This window comes from Salmonella sp. 741265116_PST, from assembly GCF_046567715.1.
GTDB classification, from domain to species: Bacteria; Pseudomonadota; Gammaproteobacteria; order Enterobacterales; family Enterobacteriaceae; genus Salmonella; species Salmonella enterica.
This window is the reverse complement of record NZ_JBKFPH010000004.1, coordinates 176,171-198,574: the sequence shown is the minus strand read 5'-3', so window position 1 is coordinate 198,574 and position 22,404 is coordinate 176,171. Positions and strand designations below refer to the sequence as shown.

At 54.3% G+C, this 22,404-nt stretch carries 16 protein-coding genes; 8 read left to right on the top strand and 8 right to left on the bottom strand.

Features of this window, described 5'->3' with window-relative positions:
- Nucleotides 1-388: 388 nt before the first annotated feature.
- A complete protein-coding gene (gene maeB / locus ACLD11_RS04920; protein ID WP_000344299.1) occupies nucleotides 389-2,668 on the bottom strand; it encodes an NADP-dependent oxaloacetate-decarboxylating malate dehydrogenase in 2,280 nt (759 codons plus the stop codon).
- 271 nt (nucleotides 2,669-2,939) lie between these two features.
- On the opposite strand from maeB, the gene tal reads away from it, so the two are divergent.
- Both tal and tkt read left to right on the top strand, forming a co-directional pair.
- Nucleotides 2,940-3,890, top strand: coding sequence for a transaldolase (gene tal, locus ACLD11_RS04915; protein WP_411011388.1), 951 nt, complete (start codon nucleotides 2,940-2,942; stop codon nucleotides 3,888-3,890).
- A gap of 19 nt (nucleotides 3,891-3,909) precedes the next feature.
- The gene (tkt, locus tag ACLD11_RS04910) at nucleotides 3,910-5,910 is read left to right on the top strand and encodes a transketolase (protein WP_411011389.1); all 2,001 of its coding nucleotides are present in this window, start codon (nucleotides 3,910-3,912) and stop codon (nucleotides 5,908-5,910) included.
- A 62-nt stretch (nucleotides 5,911-5,972) separates the two neighbouring features.
- On the opposite strand, the gene ACLD11_RS04905 is transcribed toward tkt, so the two are convergent.
- The 3 genes from ACLD11_RS04905 to nudK form a co-directional block, all read right to left on the bottom strand.
- Nucleotides 5,973-6,203 (bottom strand): hypothetical protein, encoded by a 231-nt coding sequence (locus tag ACLD11_RS04905; RefSeq protein WP_000700635.1) that lies wholly within the window; start codon nucleotides 6,201-6,203, stop codon nucleotides 5,973-5,975.
- A gap of 127 nt (nucleotides 6,204-6,330) precedes the next feature.
- The gene (locus tag ACLD11_RS04900; protein WP_411014615.1) at nucleotides 6,331-7,374 is read right to left on the bottom strand and encodes a DUF1176 domain-containing protein; all 1,044 of its coding nucleotides are present in this window, start codon (nucleotides 7,372-7,374) and stop codon (nucleotides 6,331-6,333) included.
- Between the two features lie 124 nt (nucleotides 7,375-7,498).
- A complete protein-coding gene (gene nudK / locus ACLD11_RS04895; RefSeq protein WP_411014614.1) occupies nucleotides 7,499-8,074 on the bottom strand; it encodes a GDP-mannose pyrophosphatase NudK in 576 nt (191 codons plus the stop codon).
- A gap of 203 nt (nucleotides 8,075-8,277) precedes the next feature.
- Here nudK and pbp4b point away from each other — a divergent pair, with 203 nt between their 5' ends.
- Nucleotides 8,278-9,576: a penicillin binding protein PBP4B gene (gene pbp4b, locus ACLD11_RS04890; RefSeq protein WP_079843102.1), complete on the top strand. Its 1,299-nt coding sequence runs from the start codon at nucleotides 8,278-8,280 to the stop codon at nucleotides 9,574-9,576.
- Between the two features lie 448 nt (nucleotides 9,577-10,024).
- Here the strand turns inward: pbp4b and aegA are convergent, their stop codons facing one another.
- Complete coding sequence (gene aegA / locus ACLD11_RS04885) at nucleotides 10,025-11,986, bottom strand: formate-dependent uric acid utilization protein AegA (protein WP_411014613.1); 1,962 nt, start codon at nucleotides 11,984-11,986, stop codon at nucleotides 10,025-10,027.
- Nucleotides 11,987-12,171: 185 nt separating this feature from the next.
- Between aegA and narQ the strand changes: the two genes are divergently transcribed.
- Both narQ and acrD read left to right on the top strand, forming a co-directional pair.
- Complete coding sequence (gene narQ, locus ACLD11_RS04880; RefSeq protein ID WP_000216812.1) at nucleotides 12,172-13,872, top strand: nitrate/nitrite two-component system sensor histidine kinase NarQ; 1,701 nt, start codon at nucleotides 12,172-12,174, stop codon at nucleotides 13,870-13,872.
- A gap of 184 nt (nucleotides 13,873-14,056) precedes the next feature.
- Nucleotides 14,057-17,170: a multidrug efflux RND transporter permease AcrD gene (acrD, locus tag ACLD11_RS04875; RefSeq protein WP_411014612.1), complete on the top strand. Its 3,114-nt coding sequence runs from the start codon at nucleotides 14,057-14,059 to the stop codon at nucleotides 17,168-17,170.
- Nucleotides 17,171-17,271: 101 nt separating this feature from the next.
- Here acrD and ypfM read toward each other — a convergent pair whose 3' ends face one another.
- Nucleotides 17,272-17,331 (bottom strand): protein YpfM, encoded by a 60-nt coding sequence (gene ypfM / locus ACLD11_RS04870; RefSeq protein ID WP_001386977.1) that lies wholly within the window; start codon nucleotides 17,329-17,331, stop codon nucleotides 17,272-17,274.
- A gap of 412 nt (nucleotides 17,332-17,743) precedes the next feature.
- On the opposite strand from ypfM, the gene ACLD11_RS04865 reads away from it, so the two are divergent.
- The 3 genes from ACLD11_RS04865 to ACLD11_RS04855 are packed head-to-tail and all read left to right on the top strand — an operon-like array spanning nucleotide 17,744 to nucleotide 19,459.
- Nucleotides 17,744-18,100, top strand: a complete 357-nt coding sequence (locus ACLD11_RS04865) for an ArsC family reductase (protein WP_000631923.1) — start codon at nucleotides 17,744-17,746, stop codon at nucleotides 18,098-18,100.
- A gap of 3 nt (nucleotides 18,101-18,103) precedes the next feature.
- Nucleotides 18,104-19,231 (top strand): succinyl-diaminopimelate desuccinylase, encoded by a 1,128-nt coding sequence (gene dapE / locus ACLD11_RS04860; protein WP_001277825.1) that lies wholly within the window; start codon nucleotides 18,104-18,106, stop codon nucleotides 19,229-19,231.
- A 27-nt stretch (nucleotides 19,232-19,258) separates the two neighbouring features.
- Nucleotides 19,259-19,459, top strand: coding sequence for a YpfN family protein (locus ACLD11_RS04855; RefSeq protein WP_000383839.1), 201 nt, complete (start codon nucleotides 19,259-19,261; stop codon nucleotides 19,457-19,459).
- Between the two features lie 26 nt (nucleotides 19,460-19,485).
- Here ACLD11_RS04855 and tmcA read toward each other — a convergent pair whose 3' ends face one another.
- Both tmcA and ACLD11_RS04845 read right to left on the bottom strand, forming a co-directional pair.
- A complete protein-coding gene (tmcA, locus tag ACLD11_RS04850) occupies nucleotides 19,486-21,504 on the bottom strand; it encodes a tRNA cytosine(34) acetyltransferase TmcA (protein WP_079944042.1) in 2,019 nt (672 codons plus the stop codon).
- Nucleotides 21,505-21,519: 15 nt separating this feature from the next.
- Nucleotides 21,520-22,383, bottom strand: a complete 864-nt coding sequence (locus ACLD11_RS04845) for a neutral zinc metallopeptidase (RefSeq protein ID WP_001267523.1) — start codon at nucleotides 22,381-22,383, stop codon at nucleotides 21,520-21,522.
- Nucleotides 22,384-22,404 lie beyond the last annotated feature (21 nt).

Here is a 22,404-nt window from a genome sequence, read left to right as displayed (position 1 = left end):
ATCGATAAAAATAATTCGTATTACTCTATTTGTGCATAGTACAGATTCAGTGAAATAAGAGCCTATCCCACCAGGCGTTATTGGCGCAGCCAGTTTGGACACGGACAGCGCGCAAAAACCGGAGCGTACACGTAGTACGTGAGGTTTGACTCGCTACGCTCGCCCTTCGGGCCGCCGCAAGCGGCGTTCAAAACGCTAACGCGTTTTGGCGAGCACTGCCCAGGACCAAAATAGCAAGTAAAATAGCCCTAATGGGATAGGCTCTAAGTAGGGGTAACGCAATAGGTTCCAGAATATCCCCACCCGAGCCTTTCATACCATGGCGAAGCCCAGCGGCGCATAAAAAAAGCGCAGGAGAACCTGCGCCAGAAGAGAGAGTAATGCGTTATTAAAGCGGCGTGGTTTGCGCTTCAACTACCGCTAACGCCACCATATTCACGATACGGCGTACAGAGGCGATCGGCGTTAATACATGTACCGGTTTAGACACGCCCATCAGGACCGGGCCGACCGTGACGCCTTCGGAACTGGAGACGCGGAGTAAGTTGTAACTAATGCGGGCGGCTTCCATATTCGGCATCACCAGAATATTGGCGGCTCCCTTCAGCGGACTATCCGGCATCCGGTCATTACGAATACTTTCCACCAACGCCGCATCACCGTGCATCTCACCGTCAATCATCAGATCGGGCGCTCGTTCGCGTACCCGCTCAAGGGTTTCGCGCATTTTGCTGGCGGACAGCGAATTTGAGGAACCAAAGTTAGAGTGCGACAACAGCGCGACTTTCGGCTCAATACCAAAACGGCGAACGGTTTCCGCCGCCATTACGGCGATCTCCGCCAACTGTTCCGGCGTGGGATCTTCGTTAACATAAGTATCGGCGATAAAAGTGTTGCCGCTTGGCAGCAGTAAGGCATTCATCGCCCCTGCCGTATGCACGCCGTCACGGTAGCCAAAGACGGCTTTCACGACGCTGAAATGCTCATGGTAGTCCCCGATGGTGCCGCAGATCATCGCATCCGCTTCCCCACGCTGCACCATGATCGCGCCAATGGCCGTATGGTTGCCGATCATCGCACGCTGCGCCTGTTCCTGAGTTACCCCGCGACGCTTCATGATCTGGTAATACTCGCTCCAGTACTCTTTGAAGCGCGGATCGGATTCATTATTCACGATCTCGAAATCAACGCCCGCTTTGATCTGTAGCCCCAGTTTCTGGATACGCATTTCGATCACGCTCGGACGCCCGATCAGAATGGGCTTCGCCAGCCCCAGGGTTATCAACTCCTGGGTTGCGTGCAGCACGCGCGCCTCTTCCCCTTCCGGCAGCACTACGCGCTTCGGATCTTTGCGTGCCTGCGAGAAGATCGGCTTCATGAACAGGTTGGTTTTGTAGACAAACTCGGTCAGTTTATCGATATAGGCATCAAAGTCAGCAATCGGGCGCGTCGCCACGCCGGAATCCATTGCCGCTTTCGCGACCGCCGGAGCGATTTTGACAATCAGACGCGGGTCAAACGGTTTCGGAATAATGTATTCCGGCCCAAAGCTCAGGTCCTGATCGCCATAGGCCGAGGCCACCACTTCGCTCTGTTCGGCGTGCGCCAGCTCGGCAATCGCACGGACCGCCGCCAGTTTCATCTCTTCGTTGATCGCCGTCGCGCCGACGTCCAGTGCGCCGCGGAAGATAAACGGGAAGCACAATACGTTGTTCACCTGGTTCGGATAGTCGGAACGACCGGTACAGATAATGGCGTCCGGGCGCACTTCTTTCGCCAGCGGCGGCAGAATTTCCGGTTCCGGGTTAGCCAGCGCCAGAATCATTGGCGCGCGGGCCATTTTCTTCACCATCTCCTGAGTCAGCACTTTCGGGCCTGAACAGCCGAGGAAAATATCCGCGCCGTCAATGACCTCATCCAGCGTGCGCTTGCCGCTGTCGTCTACCGCATAGGCCGCTTTGGTCTCCGCCATATTCGGCTCACGGCCTTTGTAAATAACGCCCTTAGAGTCGCACACCACGATGTTGTGCTTTTGCATCCCCAACGCGACCAGCAGGTTCATACAAGCGATTGCCGCCGCCCCTGCGCCGGAGACGACCATCCGCACGTCGGAAATATTTTTCTCTACGACTCGCAGGCCATTAAGAATGGCGGCAGTACTGATGATCGCCGTTCCGTGCTGATCGTCATGGAAAACCGGGATGTTCATGCGCTCGCGCAGTTTCTGCTCAATATAGAAACATTCCGGCGCTTTAATGTCTTCGAGGTTAATGCCGCCAAAGGTCGGCTCCAGCGCCGCGACCACGTTGATAAATTTGTCCGGGTCAAGCTCATCGACTTCAATATCAAACACATCGATGCCGGCGAATTTTTTAAACAGAACGCCTTTGCCTTCCATGACCGGCTTGCCGGCCAGCGCGCCGATGTTGCCTAACCCCAGCACCGCTGTACCGTTGGAAATGACCGCGACAAGGTTGCCGCGCGCGGTGTATTTGTAGGCTGCCAGCGGATCTTTTTCGATTTCCAGGCAGGGCGCCGCCACGCCTGGCGAGTAAGCCAACGCCAGATCGCGTTGGGTGGCAAGGGGCTTAGTCGGAGAAACCTGAATTTTACCGGGTACCGGAAATTCGTGGAAATCAAGGGCGCTTTGTTTTAACTGCTCATCCATCTTGTTGTTCCTTTCACGTATCGTTCAAAAAGTGACGCGGCCTGGTGCGCCGCACATTATCACCGTACTGCGCAACACAAACTTTGAAGGTCTGCAAACTATCACGACGCGGCGCAAGAGTTTGTTATCAATTTATAACGGCCATGTTACCTGCTTATACCAGCAATACCATGCCTGTCTGCTATGCTTTTTGGTTATGTAGTGTATCAATCTTTCAGAAGTGTGAATCAACACACTCATCTAACACTTTACTTTTCAAGGAGTATTTCCTATGAACCAGCTAGACGGCATCAAACAATTCACTACCGTCGTCGCCGACAGCGGCGACATCGAGTCCATCCGCCACTTCCAGCCGCAGGATGCCACGACAAATCCCTCTTTACTGTTGAAAGCCGCCGGGCTTGAGCAGTATGGTCATTTGATTGAGGATGCGATTGCCTGGGGAAAAAAACACGGCGGTACGCAGGAACAGCTGGTTGCGGCAGCCAGCGATAAACTGGCGGTCAATTTTGGCGCGGAAATACTGAAAAGTATTCCCGGTCGCGTCTCCACTGAAGTCGACGCGCGGTTATCGTTCGATAAAGAAAAAAGTATCGAGAAAGCGCGCCATCTGGTGGATCTCTACCAGCAGCAGGATATTGATAAATCGCGCATTCTGATCAAGCTCGCCGCGACCTGGGAAGGTATCCGCGCCGCCGGGCAGCTCGAAAAAGAAGGCATTAATTGCAACCTGACGTTGTTGTTTTCTTTTGCCCAGGCGCGCGCCTGCGCCGAAGCGGGCGTCTATTTGATCTCTCCGTTCGTGGGCCGAATTTACGACTGGTATCAGGCGCGTAGTCCGCTGGAACCGTATGTCGTGGAGGAAGATCCCGGCGTGAAATCGGTACGCAATATCTACGATTACTTTAAACAGCATCGCTATGAAACCATCGTGATGGGCGCAAGTTTCCGCCGTACTGAGCAAATCCTCGCGCTGACCGGCTGCGATCGACTGACTATCTCCCCTAACCTGCTTAAAGAGCTGAAAGAAAAAGAAGAACCGGTGATCCGTAAACTGGTGCCTTCCTCGCAGATGTTCCACCGTCCTACGCCAATGACGGAAGCGGAGTTCCGCTGGGAACATAATCAGGACGCGATGGCCGTAGAGAAGCTGTCGGAAGGTATCCGTCTTTTTGCTGTTGACCAGCGCAAACTGGAAGACCTGCTTGCCGCCAAACTATAAACCTTGCATGGAGTGATTTATGTCCCGTAAAGACCTTGCCAATGCGATTCGTGCGCTGAGCATGGATGCCGTTCAAAAAGCCAATTCCGGGCACCCCGGCGCGCCGATGGGAATGGCGGATATCGCTGAAGTGCTATGGAACGATTTTCTTAAACATAACCCCACCGATCCGACCTGGTATGACCGTGATCGTTTTATCCTTTCCAACGGTCACGCCTCCATGCTGCTCTATAGTCTGCTGCATTTAACCGGTTATGACCTGCCGCTGGAGGAGTTAAAAAACTTCCGTCAACTGCACTCTAAAACGCCAGGTCACCCGGAGATTGGCTATACGCCCGGCGTTGAAACCACCACCGGGCCGCTGGGCCAGGGGCTGGCGAATGCCGTCGGGCTGGCGATTGCCGAGCGTACGTTAGGCGCACAGTTCAACCGGCCGGACCATGAGATTGTCGACCACTACACCTATGTCTTTATGGGCGACGGCTGTCTGATGGAGGGGATCTCGCATGAGGTGTGTTCGCTGGCTGGTACGCTGGGACTGGGCAAACTGATCGGCTTTTACGATCACAACGGCATCTCCATTGATGGCGAAACCGAAGGCTGGTTTACCGACGATACCGCCAAACGTTTTGAAGCCTACCACTGGCATGTCGTGCATGACATTGACGGGCACGATCCGGAGGCGGTGAAAAAAGCCATTCTGGAAGCCCAGAGCGTAAAAGACAAACCTTCGCTAATTATCTGTCGGACGGTGATAGGTTTTGGCTCGCCGAATAAAGCCGGGAAGGAGGAGTCGCACGGCGCGGCGCTGGGCGAAGAAGAGGTGGCGCTGACCCGCCAGAAGCTGGGATGGCATCATCCGGCGTTTGAGATCCCAAAAGAAATTTACCGCGCGTGGGATGGCCGTGAAAAAGGTGAGAAAACGCAGCAGCAGTGGCAGGAAAAGTTTGCTGCTTATGAGAAGGCTTATCCTGAGCTGGCCGCGGAGTTTACCCGCCGGATGAGCGGCGGACTGCCGGAGACATGGGAGTCCGCCACGCAAAAATTTATTAACGACTTGCAGGCTAATCCGGCCAAAATCGCCACCCGTAAAGCATCGCAAAATACGCTCAATGCCTATGGTCCCCTGTTGCCGGAACTGTTGGGCGGATCGGCGGATCTGGCGCCGAGCAACCTGACTATCTGGAAAGGTTCGACCTCGTTAAAAGAGGATCCGGCAGGTAATTACATCCACTATGGCGTGCGCGAATTCGGCATGACCGCCATTGCCAACGGCATCGCCCACCACGGTGGCTTTGTACCGTATACCGCCACGTTTCTGATGTTTGTCGAATATGCGCGTAACGCGGCGCGTATGGCGGCCTTAATGAAAGCCCGGCAGATTATGGTCTATACCCACGACTCCATCGGTTTGGGCGAAGATGGCCCGACGCACCAGGCCGTGGAACAACTGGCGAGCCTGCGCTTAACGCCAAACTTCAGCACCTGGCGTCCCTGCGATCAGGTTGAGGCAGCAGTCGGCTGGAAGCTGGCAATTGAACGTCAGCACGGGCCGACGGCGTTGATTCTCTCGCGGCAGAATCTGGCGCAGGTGGAACGCACGCCGGAACAGGTGAAAGCAATTGCTCGCGGCGGTTATATTCTCAAAGATAGCGGCGGCAAGCCGGATATCATTCTGATCGCTACCGGATCGGAAATGGAAATTACCCTCCAGGCGGCGGAAAAATTGACTGGCGAGGGGCATAACGTTCGCGTGGTGTCGTTGCCTTCAACGGATATTTTCGATGCGCAGGACGAGGCATATCGCGAATCAGTGCTACCGGCGCACGTGACCGCCCGCGTCGCGGTGGAAGCCGGTATAGCCGACTACTGGTATAAATATGTTGGCCTAAAAGGCGCAATTATCGGCATGACGGGATACGGTGAATCCGCCCCGGCTGACAAACTGTTCCCGTATTTTGGCTTTACCGTGGAAAATATTGTAGAAAAAGCCCGCCGGGTGCTGAATATCAAAGGCTAAGGCGAGCGTTAGCAACACAGACTTTGCACAGTCTGCAGACCTGTTCTGTAGGCTGTGCAAAATTACTTCGTAGACTCAGGCGCATCTGACTGCCCGATGACGACCTCATCAATGGATTTATGGCACATCAGGCAAAAGGCCTTTTTTTTATGCGCCTGTAATGTTGAATCCCACGCCGCTGATCCGCCTTCTTTATTCACTTTTTCTCTTATCGCCGCCAGCCGATCTATTTCATAATAAGCGCTCAGGCAGCCACAATGGGGGCATAATACGGGGCCATTATTTATTTTCATACTATTTCCTGCTGTGGTGAGGCTATCGGGTAAAGTAACAATCCTACCGTAACGTAGCAATCTCTATACCATAAATGAAACCTCAATAGGTGTATCCTTATTCTGAAAAGGGGATAACAACCAGGATTCAACGCGTGATCCACAGCGTAGGCCAGGCATCCGGCCCGTGCCAGCTATCGCAGCTCGGTTCTTCGGCATAACGTACCAGACGAAAACGATCGCCATCATAGCGCCAGCGCGTCTGGATACCACAGTCGGTTAACCCCCGCCCTTTCGCCAACGTCACCAGCTCGCGCGTTTTCTCGTCAAAGAAGGCGTTCATCAACTCCATGTCATTACTTTCGACGCCGCGATTAAACGGCAGCCGCAAACGTACGGCGCGCGAGGCGAGCGTTTTTTTGCGTGAAACTACCCAGGCGAGATCAATAGTGTTATAGGCACCGGCTTCGCAGTTAACAATCAATAACGCTTTATCATCCGTCAACGCGCTGACCTGCGTCTCGCGACGCAGCGGGTCAAGCGAACAACGAATGCCGTTTACCCGCCATGCTGCGTAGTCCAGCAGATCGTCGCGTTCTTCCTCACTCAGCGGTACGGGCGTTGGATTAATCACGGCGATCCCATTTAATGCCGGTGCCGGGGGCACGCTGAGCGGCGGTTCGTTTCCTTTTTCAATCCAGGCGGTTTCGCTGCCCACACGTTTTTGTTGAGCGTCGATAAACAGTAATGCCGCTTTTAATCCCGCCAGCGAAAGCGTCTGAACGCCGTTTTTTAAGGTGATGGCCTGCGCATCCTGAATCGTCTGTAAAAATGCGGTGATGGTGGCAGGATCGCCGGTCATGAGATGCCAGGGCGACACGCGCCAGTGTGGACTGTTGAACGAAAGCGGTTTGCCATCCAGCAATAAGCGAGGCGCAATTGCGGCTTCTTTAGCGTCGGGCGGTGCCAAACCGCCGCGGTCGATACGCAGTACCGCATCGGTACGCGCCCCGGCGCTGCGGCTTAATGTCATCACCAGCCCATGATGTTCGCCAGTATTGCGCGCTACGCAAAAATTTTGGTTATTGCAGGTGACCTGCCAGTCGGAAAAAGTCCGTTGCGCTGGCGCAGCCCACAGTAGCTGGACCGGCAACAGGCCAAACAGACAAAAAAGAATAACGCGGTAGCGCATGAACGGAACAACCCCAGATTCAGAACAACACAGCTAAGGCGGTATCTTCCTTGCGCGCCTCAGGGTTCTCAATCAGATTTATCGGATTGGTCTTTTTTGTGTAAAGAAATATATTTCTTTTTTTTCAGTCCATTAGATGAGACGTCTGTAAATAGTTAAGCAATAACACGGTCTTACCGTCCCGAATCTCACCTGAGCGCACCATTTCCAGCGCCCGGGAAAACGGCAGTTCAAGCACCTCAATCTCTTCGTCCTCCACGCCGCCGCCGATGCTGGCACGCTCGCTATCATGATATTCGGCAATGAAGAAATGAATCAGCTCCGTGACGCCGCCTGGCGACATATAAAGCTCAAATATCTTGCGAACCTCACCAACGTCATACCCTGTCTCTTCAATGGCCTCTTTACGGATACAGACCTCCGGCTCGTCGTTATCAAGCAGGCCAGCGCAGGTTTCAATTAACATACCGTCTTGATTACCGTTGACCCATGTCGCCACGCGAAACTGGCGAACCAGAAGCACGGTTTTTTTAGTTGAGTTGTAAAGCAGAATGGTTGCGCCATTCCCGCGATCGTAAACCTCACGCTTGTGACGGATAACCTCGCCATTACGACGGGTCAGGTCATAGGTCATGTTGCGCAGAGTAAAATAATTATCAGAAAGAACTTTATCCTTAATAAGCGTAATGGTTTGCGACATGCTGGCTCCAGGGTGTAAAAAGAGCATTAATATTACGCCGTGAAGTCGGTTTTGTCTGCTGAAGGGGTTACCCTCAAGGCCGACTGAACGGACGTGCAGCCATATTTTCCTGTCACTACCATGACCATATTCTGCTTCTCCGGGCCGCAGAGTTCATGCTTGCGATATGATTTGACGGCCGGAGTGAGACTGAGGGAATCATCATGAAATTTACTCTCGTTGCAACGGTTCTACTGACATTTTCCCTTTCAGCTTTTGCCGTTGAGTATCCGGTATTGACCACCGCGAGCCCTGATCAGGTGGGGTTTGATAGCCAAAAACTTCACCGACTTGATAGCTGGATTCAAAATCAAATTGATGCCGGATATCCCAGCATCAATCTTCTGGTGATAAAAGATAATCATATTGTTCTACAAAAAGCCTGGGGCTATGCCAAAAAATATGACGGTTCCACGCTGTTAGCCCATCCCATTCGGGCGACCACTAATACGATGTATGACCTGGCTTCAAACACAAAAATGTATGCCACTAACTTTGCATTGCAAAAACTGGTATATGAGGGAAAAATAGATGTCAATGATTTGGTATCAAAATACATCCCCGGCTTTAAGGATATGCCTGGGGATAAAATAAAAGGCAAAGATAAACTCCGCATTATTGATATTCTTCATCACGTCGCGGGCTTTCCTGCCGACCCACAATATCCCAATAAAAACGTCGCCGGTAAATTATTCTCACAGAGTAAAAGCACTACTCTGGAGATGATTAAAAAGACACCGCTGGAATATCAACCTGGGTCGAAGCATATTTACAGCGACGTGGATTATATGATTCTTGGTTTTATCATTGAATCGATAACGGCAATGCCATTAGATCGCTACGTCGAAACCACCATTTATAAACCGCTCGGATTAAAACATACCGTCTTTAACCCGCTGATGAAAGGCTTCACGCCGCCGCAAATCGCCGCAACGGAACTACACGGCAATACGCGTGACGGCGTGATTCATTTCCCCAATATTCGCACCAATACACTATGGGGCCAGGTGCATGACGAAAAAGCCTGGTACTCAATGGGCGGCGTTTCAGGACACGCCGGACTGTTTTCTGACACCCATGATATGGCTGTGTTAATGCAAGTCATGCTCAATGGGGGCGGCTACGGTAACGTGAAGCTATTCGACGACAAAACGGTTGCGCAGTTTACTCGCCGCTCGCCAGAAGACGCTACCTTTGGTCTGGGGTGGCGCGTTAACGGCAACGCCTCAATGACCCCAACGTTCGGGGTATTAGCCAGTCCGCAAACGTATGGACATACCGGATGGACCGGCACGCTGACGTCTATCGATCCGGTTAATCATATGGCGATTGTGATTTTAGGTAACAGGCCGCACTCGCCGGTAGCAAATCCTAAAGTGAATCCGAATGTTTTTGTCAGTGGATTATTACCTGCGGCGACGTATGGCTGGATTGTTGACCAGATATATGGTTCCTTAAAATAAAAATTAAGAGCCTGTCCCACCAGGCGTTATTGACACAGCCAGTTTGGACACGGACAGCGCGCAAAAACCGGAGCGTACACGTAGTACGTGAGGTTTGACTCGCTACGCTCGCCCTTCGGGCCGCCGCAAGCGGCGTTCAAAACGCTAACGCGTTTTGGCGAGCACTGCCCAGGACCAAAATGGCAAGTAAAATAGCCCTAATGGGATAGGCTCTAAGAAGGGATTCTGATAGCGTCCCTTCCTTCAATTTACACTCTATTTTCAATACTAAGATTGGCCTCATCAGGCCTGTTAAACGTCGCCCCGACGGGAAAATGTTTATCGCAGGGCGTCCAGCCCTGCGAGCGTCAACATTTCTGCAAACGGAGTAAGGTTAGCCAATAAGTTTAAGATTTTTTATCACTCAATCATTTAACCGTTCCAGGCCTTAACCGGCCTACAAATACGCTTATTTAGCTAACCAGTCGAGTATCCCCTGCGCTGCATGTCGGCCTTCTGCCATCGCCGTCACCACCAGATCGGCGCCGCGCACCGCATCGCCGCCGGCGAAAATTTTCGGGTTGGACGTCTGGTAACGAAACTCGCTCTCGACGCTGGCGGCAATACGTCCCCAGTTATCCACCTTCACGCCATGCGATTCGAGCCACGACATACCATGCGGATGAAAACCAAACGCCATAATGACCGCATCCGCCGGCATCACGAACTCGCTGTCCGGTACAGGTACCGGGCGGCGTCGCCCCTGACCATCCGGTTCGCCAAGCCGCGTACGCAAAAAGCGAATACCGCTGGCGCGCCCGTGCGTATCCAGCACCAACTCAACCGGCTGAACGTTAAACTCAAAGTTCGCGCCCTCTTCCCGCGCGTTTTTCACCTCTTTTTTCGACCCCGGCATATTGGCCTCATCGCGGCGATAAGCGCAGGTGACGTTGGCAGCGCCATGACGCAGCGCCGTACGTACGCAGTCCATTGCGGTGTCACCGCCGCCCAGCACAACCACGTTAAGGCCCGCAGTATCAATAAACGGCTCGTCAGGCAACGCAGGAAGCCCCATCACCCGTTTGGTATTGGCGATGAGGAATGGCAACGCATCATATACCCCCGGCGCGTCTTCATTCGGTAAATCAGCCTTCATGGAACGATAGGTTCCTACCCCGACAAAGACGGCGTCATAACTCTCCAGCAGCGTCTCCAGAGAAATATCTTTCCCTACTTCGCAGTTAAGCTCGAAACGAATCCCCATCGCGCTGAAGATTTCCCGACGGCGCGCCAGCAGAGATTTATCCAGTTTGAAAGCCGGAATACCAAAGGTGAGCAAACCGCCGATTTCCGGATGGCGATCGTAGACGGTGGCGCTTACGCCATGGCGCACCAGCACGTCAGCGCAGGCAAGACCTGCCGGCCCCGCGCCGATAATCGCCACGCGCTTATCGCTCTTCTGTACGTCCGACAGGTCGGGACGCCAGCCTTTGCTCAGAGCGCGATCGGAGATATAGCGCTCAATGTTGCCGATGGTAACCGCGCCATACTCATCGCGGAGTGTACACGCGCCTTCGCATAGCCGATCCTGCGGACAGACGCGCCCGGTAATTTCCGGCAGGCAGTTGGTCTGGTGGGAAAGCTCTACCGCCGCATCAATATCGCCAGCTTTCACCAGTTCGATCCACTGGGGAATATGGTTATGCAGCGGACAGGTCCATTCGCAGATACTGTGTTCCCCGCATGTGAGGCAGCGGGCCGCTTCACGCTCCGCCTGCGCGGCGCGAAACGGCAGATAAATTTCCTCAAAGGTGGTTTTACGCGCTTCAATCGCCAGTTTATCCGGTTCGCCGCGCGGCGGCGTCGCCTGCATACGCTCGGCTTTGCTGCTTGCTGCCCCACTGTGTTGTGTATCCACGGTATGCCAGGGGCGAATCTCCTGCCGGGCGGTACGCAGCCGTCGCGTTTTAGCCAGACGGGTCAACGAGTCTTCGGTGACCAGTTGCAGCGCATCCGCCGGGCAATTTTCCACGCAGGCCGGACCCTGTTCACGTCCCTGACACAGATCGCATTTATGCGCGCTGGCTTTGAACTGGTTTGGCGCGACAGGCGTCAATACCATCTGCATGGTGCCGAATGGGCAGGCGACGACGCAGGATTTACAGCCGATGCACTTCTGCGCATTGACCTGCACGCTGTCGTTAATATGCGCGATCGCGCCGTTCGGACAGCTACGGGCGCAGGGCGCATCTTCGCAATGGTGACATGTGACCGCGCTGCGCTGGTGCTGATGTTTGATGACAGTAATTCGGGGCTGATAGCGCTGTGACGTCAGGACATGTCGCTCATCATTGTGAGCCATTACGCAGGCGACCTCGCAGGCATGGCAGCCCAGACACTGCTGGCTATTGGCCATAATAAAACGATTCATGGCATCCTTCTGTTTTGGTTGTAAAAACCTTATTCTTTATATGAGCATTGTTATTAACTGACGAAGGCGGGGTCGGCAATGTTCATCTGCCCAGGAAGCACAACTATCTGTCCAGAACCTGTGGCAGATCAATTTATTTCAAAGCAAATGCGATTGCGATTCAGCTAAATGCGGGGAGTGCCAGCGTGACGGTTAAACGCCCGGTCTCAGCCAGTCTGGCTAAGGCTTTTTTCTATATTGTGCTGTTGTCTATTCTGTCCACCGGCAGCGCATTACTGACGCTGACCAGCAGTTTACGGGATGCAGAAGCGATCAATATCGCCGGTTCGCTACGAATGCAGAGCTATCGGCTAGGTTACGATCTGCAAAGCCGTAGCCCGCAGATTAATGCGCATCGTCAACTTTTCCAGCACGCGCTCAACTCGCCGGTACTGCAAAATCTCAACGCCTGGTATGTGCCGCAGGCGGTGAAAACTCGCTACGCGCGCCTGCACGCCAACTGGCTGGAGATGAATAGCCGCCTACAGGACGGCGACATTGCCTGGTATCAGACCAATATCAACAATTATGTCGATCAAATTGATCTCTTCGTTCTGGCATTACAGCATTACGCCGAGCGTAAAGTCATGCTGGTCGTCGCCATATCGCTGGCGGGCGGTATCGGCATCTTTACGCTGGTCTTTTTTACCCTACGGCGTATTCGCCAGCAGGTCGTTCGCCCGCTGAATCAACTGGTCACCGCCAGTCAGCGTATTGAACATGGTCAGTTCGCCCCGCTGCCGCTGGATACCAGCTTACCCAATGAGCTGGGATTGTTGGCAAAAACGTTTAGTCAGATGTCGAGCGAGCTGCATAAACTTTACCGTTCGCTGGAAGCCTCGGTGGAAGAAAAAACGCACGATCTGCACGAAGCGCATCGCCGCCTGGAGGTGTTATACCAGTGCTCCCAGGCGCTGAATACCAGCCAAATCGATGTCCACTGTTTTCGCCATATTTTGCAAATTGTCCGTGAACATGACGCCGCCTGGTATCTGGAGTTAACCGTGGGCGATAACTGGCGGATTAGCGAAGGCATGCAAAGCCCCGACCTGCCGATGCAAATGCTGCCAGTGACGATGCAGGACACGGTCTATGGCGAACTCCACTGGCAAAGCCCCAACGTTAATGCCTCTACGCCGCTGCTGAACAGCGTCTCCACGATGCTGGGGCGTGGTTTGTACTTTAATCAGGCGCAAAAACACTTCCAGCAACTTTTGTTAATGGAAGAGCGCGCGACGATTGCCCGTGAGCTACACGATTCGCTGGCGCAGGTACTTTCTTATTTACGTATTCAGTTAACGCTTTTGAAGCGCGCTATTCCTGAGGATAACGCCGGCGCGCAAAGCATCATGGCGGATTTTTCCAGAGCGCTGAACGACGCCTACCGTCAGCTTCGCGAGCTACTCACCACGTTCCGTCTGACGTTACAGCAGGCCGATTTACCCTCCGCATTGCATGAGATGCTGGAAGATTTACAGAGTCAGACCCCGGCCAAACTCACGTTGGATTGCCGTTTACCCACGCTGGCGCTGGATGCGCAAATGCAGGTGCATTTGTTGCAAATTGTGCGCGAAGCGGTCCTGAACGCCATTAAACACGCCAACGCGAGCGAAATCGCCGTGAGCTGCGTCACCGCGCCTGACGGCGATCATACCGTTTATATTCGCGATAATGGCATTGGTATCGGCGAACCGCATGAGCCTGCCGGACACTATGGTCTGAATATAATGCGTGAGCGCGCGGAGCGCCTTGGCGGCACGCTGAATTTTTCGCAACCCTCCGGCGGCGGCACACTGGTCAGTATCAGTTTTCGCTCCTCCAACAAGGAAGAGAGTCAGTTAACGTAAAGAACGGCAAATCGCCGGAAGGCCAGATGTCAGGCTTTCCGGCGTTGGCACAAAAAGTATGCTGTAAAAGCGCATGATAATTTACATTATCTCCTTTATTTCTCCACGTTTGGCTCGTAGCTTGCCGCTACAGTGAAGCAGTTCAAATCTATAACGATATGTAGAAACACGAGGTTCCCCTTTAATGGCGAATTTTTTTATCGATCGCCCCATTTTTGCCTGGGTGCTGGCTATCCTGTTGTGTCTGACAGGGGCGTTAGCCATTTTTTCTTTACCTGTTGAACAATATCCCGATCTGGCGCCGCCCAACGTACGTATTACCGCGAATTATCCGGGAGCGTCGGCGCAAACGCTGGAAAATACCGTAACCCAGGTTATTGAGCAGAATATGACGGGCCTCGATAATCTGATGTACATGTCATCACAAAGCAGCGGAACCGGGCAGGCGACCATCACCCTGAGCTTTATTGCGGGAACCGATCCTGATGAGGCGGTTCAGCAGGTGCAAAACCAGTTACAGTCCGCGATGCGTAAACTGCCGCAGGCGGTACAGGATCAAGGCGTCACGGTACGCAAAACGGGCGATACCAATATTTTGACCATCGCTTTCGTCTCTACCGACGGTTCTATGGACAAGCAGGATATCGCCGACTACGTCGCCAGTAATATTCAGGACCCGCTCAGCCGCGTCAACGGCGTCGGCGATATTGACGCTTATGGTTCACAGTACTCTATGCGTATCTGGCTCGATCCTGCCAAATTGAATAGTTTTCAGATGACCACGAAAGACGTGACCGATGCAATTGAGTCGCAGAATGCGCAAATCGCCGTCGGGCAGCTTGGCGGTACGCCTTCGGTCGACAAACAGGCGCTGAACGCCACCATTAATGCGCAGTCACTGCTGCAAACGCCGCAACAATTTCGCGATATCACCCTGCGCGTTAATCAGGACGGTTCCGAGGTCAAACTGGGCGATGTCGCCACCGTGGAGCTGGGGGCGGAAAAGTATGACTACCTCAGCCGTTTTAACGGCAAGCCGGCTTCCGGTCTTGGCGTTAAGCTGGCTTCCGGCGCGAACGAAATGGCGACCGCGAAGCTGGTGCTGGATCGCCTCAACGAGCTGGCGCAGTACTTCCCTCAAGGGCTGGAATACAAGATCGCGTATGAAACCACCTCCTTTGTCAAAGCCTCGATTATCGATGTGGTCAAAACGTTGCTGGAGGCTATCGCGCTGGTTTTCCTGGTGATGTACCTGTTCCTGCAAAACTTTCGCGCCACGCTGATTCCGACGATCGCCGTGCCGGTAGTATTAATGGGCACCTTCTCCGTGCTTTACGCGTTTGGCTACAGTATTAACACATTAACCATGTTCGCGATGGTGCTGGCGATCGGGCTCCTGGTCGACGATGCCATCGTGGTGGTGGAAAACGTCGAACGTATCATGAGCGAAGAAGGGCTCACGCCGCGTGAAGCGACGCGCAAATCCATGGGACAAATCCAGGGGGCGCTGGTCGGTATCGCGATGGTGCTGTCTGCGGTATTCGTGCCGATGGCGTTCTTTGGCGGTACCACCGGGGCGATTTATCGTCAGTTTTCTATCACCATTGTCTCGGCAATGGTGCTGTCGGTGCTGGTCGCCATGATCCTGACACCGGCGCTGTGCGCAACGTTATTAAAACCGCTGCACAAAGGCGAACAGCACGGGCAACGCGGATTTTTCGGCTGGTTTAACCGTACCTTCAATCGTAATGCCGAACGTTATGAGAAAGGCGTAGCGAAAATTTTGCATCGCAGCCTGCGCTGGATTCTGATTTATGTTCTGTTGCTTGGCGGCATGGTGTTCCTGTTTTTGCGTCTCCCCACCTCCTTTCTACCGCAAGAAGATCGGGGCATGTTCACTACGTCTATCCAGCTACCGAGCGGTTCTACGCAACAACAGACCCTGAAAGTCGTTGAAAAGGTTGAAAACTATTACTTCACCCATGAGAAAGACAACATTATGTCGGTCTTCTCGACGGTAGGTTCCGGCCCTGGCGGGAATGGGCAAAACGTCGCGCGCATGTTTGTTCGCTTGAAAGACTGGGACGCGCGCGATCCCACCACCAGCTCCTCGTTCGCCATTATTGAGCGGGCGACAAAAGCGTTTAACCAGATTAAAGAAGCTCGCGTCTTCGCCAGCAGCCCGCCGGCAATTAGCGGTCTGGGCAGCTCCGCCGGTTTTGATATGGAATTACAGGATCACGCCGGAGCAGGCCATGACGCGCTGATGGCCGCACGAGATCAACTCATTGAGCTGGCCGGGAAAAACAGTTCCTTGACCCGCGTGCGCCACAACGGCCTGGACGACAGCCCGCAACTGCAAATTGATATTGACCAACGGAAAGCGCAGGCGCTGGGCGTATCGATTGACGATATCAACGACACCCTGCAAACAGCCTGGGGATCGAGCTACGTCAACGACTTTATGGACCGTGGTCGCGTGAAGAAGGTCTATGTTCAGGCCGCAGCGAAATATCGTATGTTGCCGGATGATATTAATCTTTGGTATGTCCGTAACAAAGATGGCGGCATGGTCCCCTTCTCCGCCTTCGCCACCTCGCGCTGGGAAACCGGCTCGCCGCGTCTGGAACGCTATAACGGCTATTCGGCGGTAGAAATTGTCGGAGAGGCCGCGCCGGGAGTCAGTACCGGGACGGCGATGGATGTCATGGAGTCGTTGGTGCATCAGCTACCGGGCGGTTTTGGCCTGGAATGGACAGCCATGTCTTACCAGGAACGGCTCTCCGGCGCGCAGGCGCCCGCGCTGTACGCTATTTCGCTATTAGTCGTCTTCCTGTGTCTGGCGGCATTGTATGAAAGCTGGTCGGTGCCCTTCTCGGTGATGCTGGTTGTGCCGCTCGGCGTCATTGGCGCGCTACTCGCTACCTGGATGCGCGGGCTGGAAAACGATGTTTACTTCCAGGTGGGGCTGTTGACCGTTATCGGCCTCTCGGCGAAAAACGCGATTCTGATTGTGGAATTCGCCAACGAAATGAATCAGAAGGGACACGCGCTGTTAGACGCCACGCTGTACGCCAGCCGCCAGCGCCTGCGACCGATACTGATGACTTCGCTGGCGTTTATCTTTGGCGTATTGCCGATGGCCACCAGCACCGGGGCAGGCTCGGGTAGCCAACATGCTGTCGGAACCGGCGTGATGGGGGGAATGATCTCAGCAACCATTCTGGCTATCTTCTTTGTACCCCTGTTTTTCGTGCTGATACGTCGCCGCTTCCCGCTGAAGCCGCGCCCGGAATAAGCTCCCGGCCAGCCTGATACGAGGTGTCGGGCACAAAAAAGGCGACTTTCGTTGAGTCGCCTTTTCTTATCCCCTATGGGAGCGCGGTGCCTTCCAGGCATTTATTTACGAAGCATGACTTCGATAAAATCTTTCCAGTTCCCCAGTTCACGTTCAATCATAATAGCCTCTCTTATTATTATGGGTATTCTACGAAGTTAGCGGTATAGAGAGAAGTTCATTTAACCGATTGTTGCGATATCCTCTGGTTACGCTGTCTATGATATTACTATGGCGCTGTAGCCGTAAATTTTATGTGACTTACTGCAATATTTAGCAACATTAATACCTTTTCTACTACTTTATCAAATCGGGTTAAAAAACAATCAATTGCATGTGCGCAAAATAGGATTTGTCCCGCGAATTATAAACAAGCCACATCTGGAACGTTTTGGAATCATTATTCACATTCACTCAACAATGTTATATTGATTGCCGATCAGCGCTGGATAAATAACCATTAACAGCCACACTTATTATCCCGCAGACGATACTATTGATTATTTATTCGAATTTCGCGTTAAAGGATTCAATATGATTACCCTCTATGGCATTAAGAATTGCGACACGATCAAAAAAGCGCGCCGTTGGCTGGAGGAGCATGGCATTGATTATCGTTTTCACGATTACCGTGTGGATGGCATAGACCTCCCTCTTCTTAATACCTTTATTGCCGAACTCGGCTGGCAGCCTTTACTGAATACGCGCGGCACAACATGGCGCAAACTGGATGAAGGCGACCGCAGCGGGATTACCGATGCCGACTCCGCCGCTGCTCTCATGGTTGAACAGCCGGCAATCATCAAACGCCCATTGCTCTGCGCGCCCGGGAAGCCTATGCTGCTTGGTTTCAGTGAATCCCGTTATCAGCAGTTTTTTGATGAGGTGTAGTCTATGTCGTGCCCGGTTATTGAGCTGACACAGCAACTTATTCGTCGCCCCTCCCTGAGTCCGGATGACGCAGGCTGTCAGGCATTAATGATTGAACGCCTGCGTAAAATCGGTTTTACCATTGAGCATATGGATTTTGGCGACACGCAAAATTTTTGGGCATGGCGTGGGCGTGGCGAAACGCTGGCGTTCGCCGGGCATACTGACGTCGTACCGGCTGGCGATGTCGATCGCTGGATCAATCCGCCGTTTGAGCCTACGATTCGCGACGGAATGTTGTTCGGTCGCGGCGCGGCGGATATGAAAGGTTCACTGGCGGCCATGGTGGTGGCTGCCGAACGTTTTGTTGCGCAGCATCCTCATCACCGGGGCCGTCTCGCATTTTTGATTACCTCTGATGAAGAAGCCAGCGCAAAAAATGGCACCGTAAAGGTGGTTGAAGCGCTGATGGCCCGTAACGAGCGGCTGGATTACTGTCTGGTCGGCGAACCTTCCAGTACTGAAATTGTGGGCGATGTCGTCAAAAACGGGCGTCGCGGTTCCCTCACCTGTAACCTCACTATTCATGGCGTTCAGGGGCACGTCGCCTATCCGCATCTGGCGGATAACCCTGTTCATCGCGCTGCGCCTTTTCTTAATGAACTGGTCGCTATCGAGTGGGATCGGGGCAATGACTTTTTCCCGGCCACCAGTATGCAGGTAGCCAATATCCAGGCAGGCACCGGCAGCAATAATGTCATTCCCGGCGAACTGTTCGTGCAGTTTAACTTCCGTTTCAGCACGGAACTGACCGATGAGATGATCAAAGAGCGGGTACATGCGCTGCTTGAGAAGCATCAGCTACGTTATACCGTAGACTGGTGGCTTTCCGGCCAGCCGTTCCTGACCGCACGCGGCAAGCTGGTGGACGCGGTGGTAAACGCCATTGAGCACTATAATGAAATTAAACCGCAATTACTGACGACGGGCGGTACGTCCGACGGACGTTTTATCGCCCGTATGGGAGCGCAGGTGGTAGAACTGGGGCCGGTGAACGCCACCATTCATAAAATTAATGAATGTGTGAATGCCGCCGATCTCCAGCTACTGGCCCGTATGTATCAACGCATTATGGAACAGCTCGTCGCCTGATGAGCGTTCCGGTAAGAGGAAATAAGCATGGACTGGCTGGCAAAATATTGGTGGATTCTGGTATTGGTGTTTCTGGTAGGCGTACTGCTGAATGTGATCAAAGATCTCAAACGCATCGACCATAAGAAATTCCTTGCCAATAAACCTGAGCTGCCCCCGCATCGCGATTTTAACGATAAGTGGGACGATGAAGACGACTGGCCGAAGAAAGATCAGCCGAAAAAGTAACCGGATATCATGCCGGACAGGTATCGCTATCCGGCATGGTCCCCACCGCCGGGCATTACGTCGCGTAAACGCTGCGTTCGTCCGGCATCCAACGCAATCAGCGCCTGCGCCGCCTGCGCACGCTGCAACGCCAGCAGAGCTTTACGGCCTGAAATGCGTAGCCGGGCGCACAGTTCGGCATCGCTGGCTTTTTCCTCCAGCCGCCCTCTCAGCGCCGGTAATGGCAATGCGCTGTATTGCAGTAAACGATGCAGGCAACCTAACGATGTCAGTAGCGGGCGGTGCGCGAACGCAAAACCGACCAGCTCACGCCAGTCTTCATCATTAAGCGCCTGTTCATCTAACGCCGCCAGCGGTATCGCCTCGCCGTTCCACTGCGTCAGGATATCCGCATCGCGGCGCAAACGTCGGTGTTCCTGCTGCGCCAGCCGTTTTCCCGCGTCGCTCAGCGGCAATAACGCCATCGCCGTATAGCAACCGCTGCTCGCCTCCCGATGGTTGCCCATCCGTACCAGCACAAAGCCGCAGCGCTGCCAGAAGCGCCACAACTCCGGCGTATAGCCAAAGCTGACGGAAAGATAATCACACTGCGCCGCCTGCTCGCACGCGCAGGCAATCAACTGCTGACCGATGCCTTCGCGCTGGCGGGCGGGGTGCACCGCGATACGGCTTACGCGACGCCCGACCAGCGTCGCGGCTAAAGGGTCGCTACCGTGCGCCGCCAGCGACTGCGCCACCAGATTTCCACGCGGCCGCCGGAAACCGCCCCATACAGCCTGACTGAGTTCTGCGGATAACCCGCCCTCTTCGACCAGCCAGAGGGCGCCCGCCACACGGTTATTCGCCGTAGCCTGCAAGAAATGCTGCCCTGGCGCATCCATCATTCGGCGCAGATCCAACGGCGAAGTACGATAGTGCGCCCCCGACAGTAACTGATACACAGCCCTCGGCAACACGGGCGTCTCCCTCCAGGTCTGCTGGTAAAACGCCGAGATTGCTATCGCGCCATGCGGCGCCTGCGCAAACGCTTCATCGTCGAATATCAGCGCCTCGCTGACGATATTTTCCAGCGGGCATTCTGGCGCCCAGCGGACAGGCTGACGAAGCGTGAAGCGGTGAAGCTGCGGAAAACGGGCGCAAAACTTAAGTAAAAAACCGCGTCCGGTGCCTTCGTAGCCCTGAACGGTGGTGGTGAGTAGTATGCGGGAAAAGCGCGAAACCAGTTGCAGCAGCAGCGGCGCGGGGATTGCCGCCGCCTCGTCAACCACCAGCCAGTCGGCTCTTGCCCCGCTCGCCAGCAACGCATCCGGCGCCATAAAGCAGAACCGCTCACCGGCAAACGCTGCCAGGATATCCGTTGCCGTTTTCGCCGGTGCGGTCACGATAGCCGTGCCCGCCATCCGGGAGATGAATTGCCCGGCCAGCGCCGATTTGCCGCGCCCACGGGGGGCAATCACCGTCGCCACGCCGGGCGGCATTTCACGTAAACGCGATAAGATAGCCGCCTGCTCCGGCTGCGGCTCGCCGGTGGCGGGTCGCCAGCGTTCACGGGAAGGATAAGATGGCCAGCAAAACGGCTGGCGCTGTCGCCACAGCAGCGTTTGCGGATCGCGGGAAAGAGTCCGTTTAAGATGCTGTGCAAACTGCGGTGTAGGGATAGGCTGCGCGCAGTCGCTCCAGCGCAGTGAATCGGTATCAGGCCTGCTTTCCCACGTCTCGTACGGCGGCATCAGCAGAAGCAGCCAGCTTCCGGCCTGCAAGGTCCCGCTCAGGGCGGCAAACGCTGCGGCGTCAAAGCCCTGCCAGGCATCAAATATCGCATGACGGAATTCACGGCCCAGCAGCGTTTGTAACGCCTGTGGCGTACAGCACGGCTGGGCGGGCGCGTCAGGCGCGACCCACAGCCAGTCACCGGGCAATGCAGCGCGTATCGCCTCGGCCCGCTCCCGGCACCACGCCGCATCGCCGCTGATGACCAGTAAACGGCGAATGCCTTCCTGTGTCATTTGCGACGTTAACGCCTGTAGCGCATCGATATCAGACATCCCTGCCCCGGTTTATCAAAAGTTTTTGCCAAACGTATTACATTGCGCCGGGTCACCGCTGTCAAAGCCACGCTTAAACCAGCTGTAGCGCTGTTCTGAGGTGCCGTGGGTAAAACTATCCGGCACGACGCGCCCCTGCCCCTGTTGCTGTAAGCGATCGTCGCCGATAGCCTGTGCGGCATTGAGCGCCTCTTCCAGATCGCCCGCCTCCAGTACGCCTTGCTGCTGCATACTGTGTCCCCACACGCCGGCAAAGCAATCCGCCTGTAGCTCCATGCGCACCGAAAGGCGATTCACCTCCGTTTGCGACGCGTTTTGCTGCAACTGGCGTACTTTCGGCTCAATACCTAACAGTTTTTGTACGTGGTGGCCGACTTCGTGGGCGATGACATAACCCTGGGCAAAATCACCGTCCGCGCCCAGCTTATTTTTCATATCATCGTAAAATGAGAGATCGATATAAACGGTGCCGTCCGCCGGGCAGTAAAACGGCCCCATCACGGACTGACCCGCACCACAGCCGGTGCGCGTCATACCACGGTACATCACCAGTTTTGGCTGCTGATAGCCGCGGCCCATTTTTTGAAAGAGTTGCCCCCAGGTATCTTCGGTCGTCGCCAGAATCACCGAGGTAAATTTTGCCGCTTCATCATCATTGGGGCTTATCGAACGCGTCGACTGCTGCTGCGAAACCGGCTGACCGGTCAACAGACCGGTTAAATCCACCCCATAGTACCCTGCGACCAACACCACCACCAACAGAATGATGCCGCCTTTTCCGCGCGGAAGACGAAAGCCTGGGCCACCCAGCGAGGGGCCGCCTGGCCGATTACGTCTGTCCTCTACATTGTTACTTTCACGACGCCCTTGCCAGCGCATAATCACCTCATTCTCTCTTTG

Bases quoted from the DNA above. Each gene is read 5' to 3' on its own strand.
- maeB (WP_000344299.1), bottom strand. From the start codon at position 2,668: ATGGATGAGCAGTTAAAACAAAGCGCCCTTGATTTCCACGAATTTCCG.
- tal (WP_411011388.1), top strand. From the start codon at position 2,940: ATGAACCAGCTAGACGGCATCAAACAATTCACTACCGTCGTCGCCGAC.
- tkt (WP_411011389.1), top strand. From the start codon at position 3,910: ATGTCCCGTAAAGACCTTGCCAATGCGATTCGTGCGCTGAGCATGGAT.
- ACLD11_RS04905 (WP_000700635.1), bottom strand. From the start codon at position 6,203: ATGAAAATAAATAATGGCCCCGTATTATGCCCCCATTGTGGCTGCCTG.
- ACLD11_RS04900 (WP_411014615.1), bottom strand. From the start codon at position 7,374: ATGCGCTACCGCGTTATTCTTTTTTGTCTGTTTGGCCTGTTGCCGGTC.
- nudK (WP_411014614.1), bottom strand. From the start codon at position 8,074: ATGTCGCAAACCATTACGCTTATTAAGGATAAAGTTCTTTCTGATAAT.
- pbp4b (WP_079843102.1), top strand. From the start codon at position 8,278: ATGAAATTTACTCTCGTTGCAACGGTTCTACTGACATTTTCCCTTTCA.
- aegA (WP_411014613.1), bottom strand. From the start codon at position 11,986: ATGAATCGTTTTATTATGGCCAATAGCCAGCAGTGTCTGGGCTGCCAT.
- acrD (WP_411014612.1), top strand. From the start codon at position 14,057: ATGGCGAATTTTTTTATCGATCGCCCCATTTTTGCCTGGGTGCTGGCT.
- ACLD11_RS04865 (WP_000631923.1), top strand. From the start codon at position 17,744: ATGATTACCCTCTATGGCATTAAGAATTGCGACACGATCAAAAAAGCG.
- dapE (WP_001277825.1), top strand. From the start codon at position 18,104: ATGTCGTGCCCGGTTATTGAGCTGACACAGCAACTTATTCGTCGCCCC.
- ACLD11_RS04855 (WP_000383839.1), top strand. From the start codon at position 19,259: ATGGACTGGCTGGCAAAATATTGGTGGATTCTGGTATTGGTGTTTCTG.
- tmcA (WP_079944042.1), bottom strand. From the start codon at position 21,504: ATGTCTGATATCGATGCGCTACAGGCGTTAACGTCGCAAATGACACAG.
- ACLD11_RS04845 (WP_001267523.1), bottom strand. From the start codon at position 22,383: ATGCGCTGGCAAGGGCGTCGTGAAAGTAACAATGTAGAGGACAGACGT.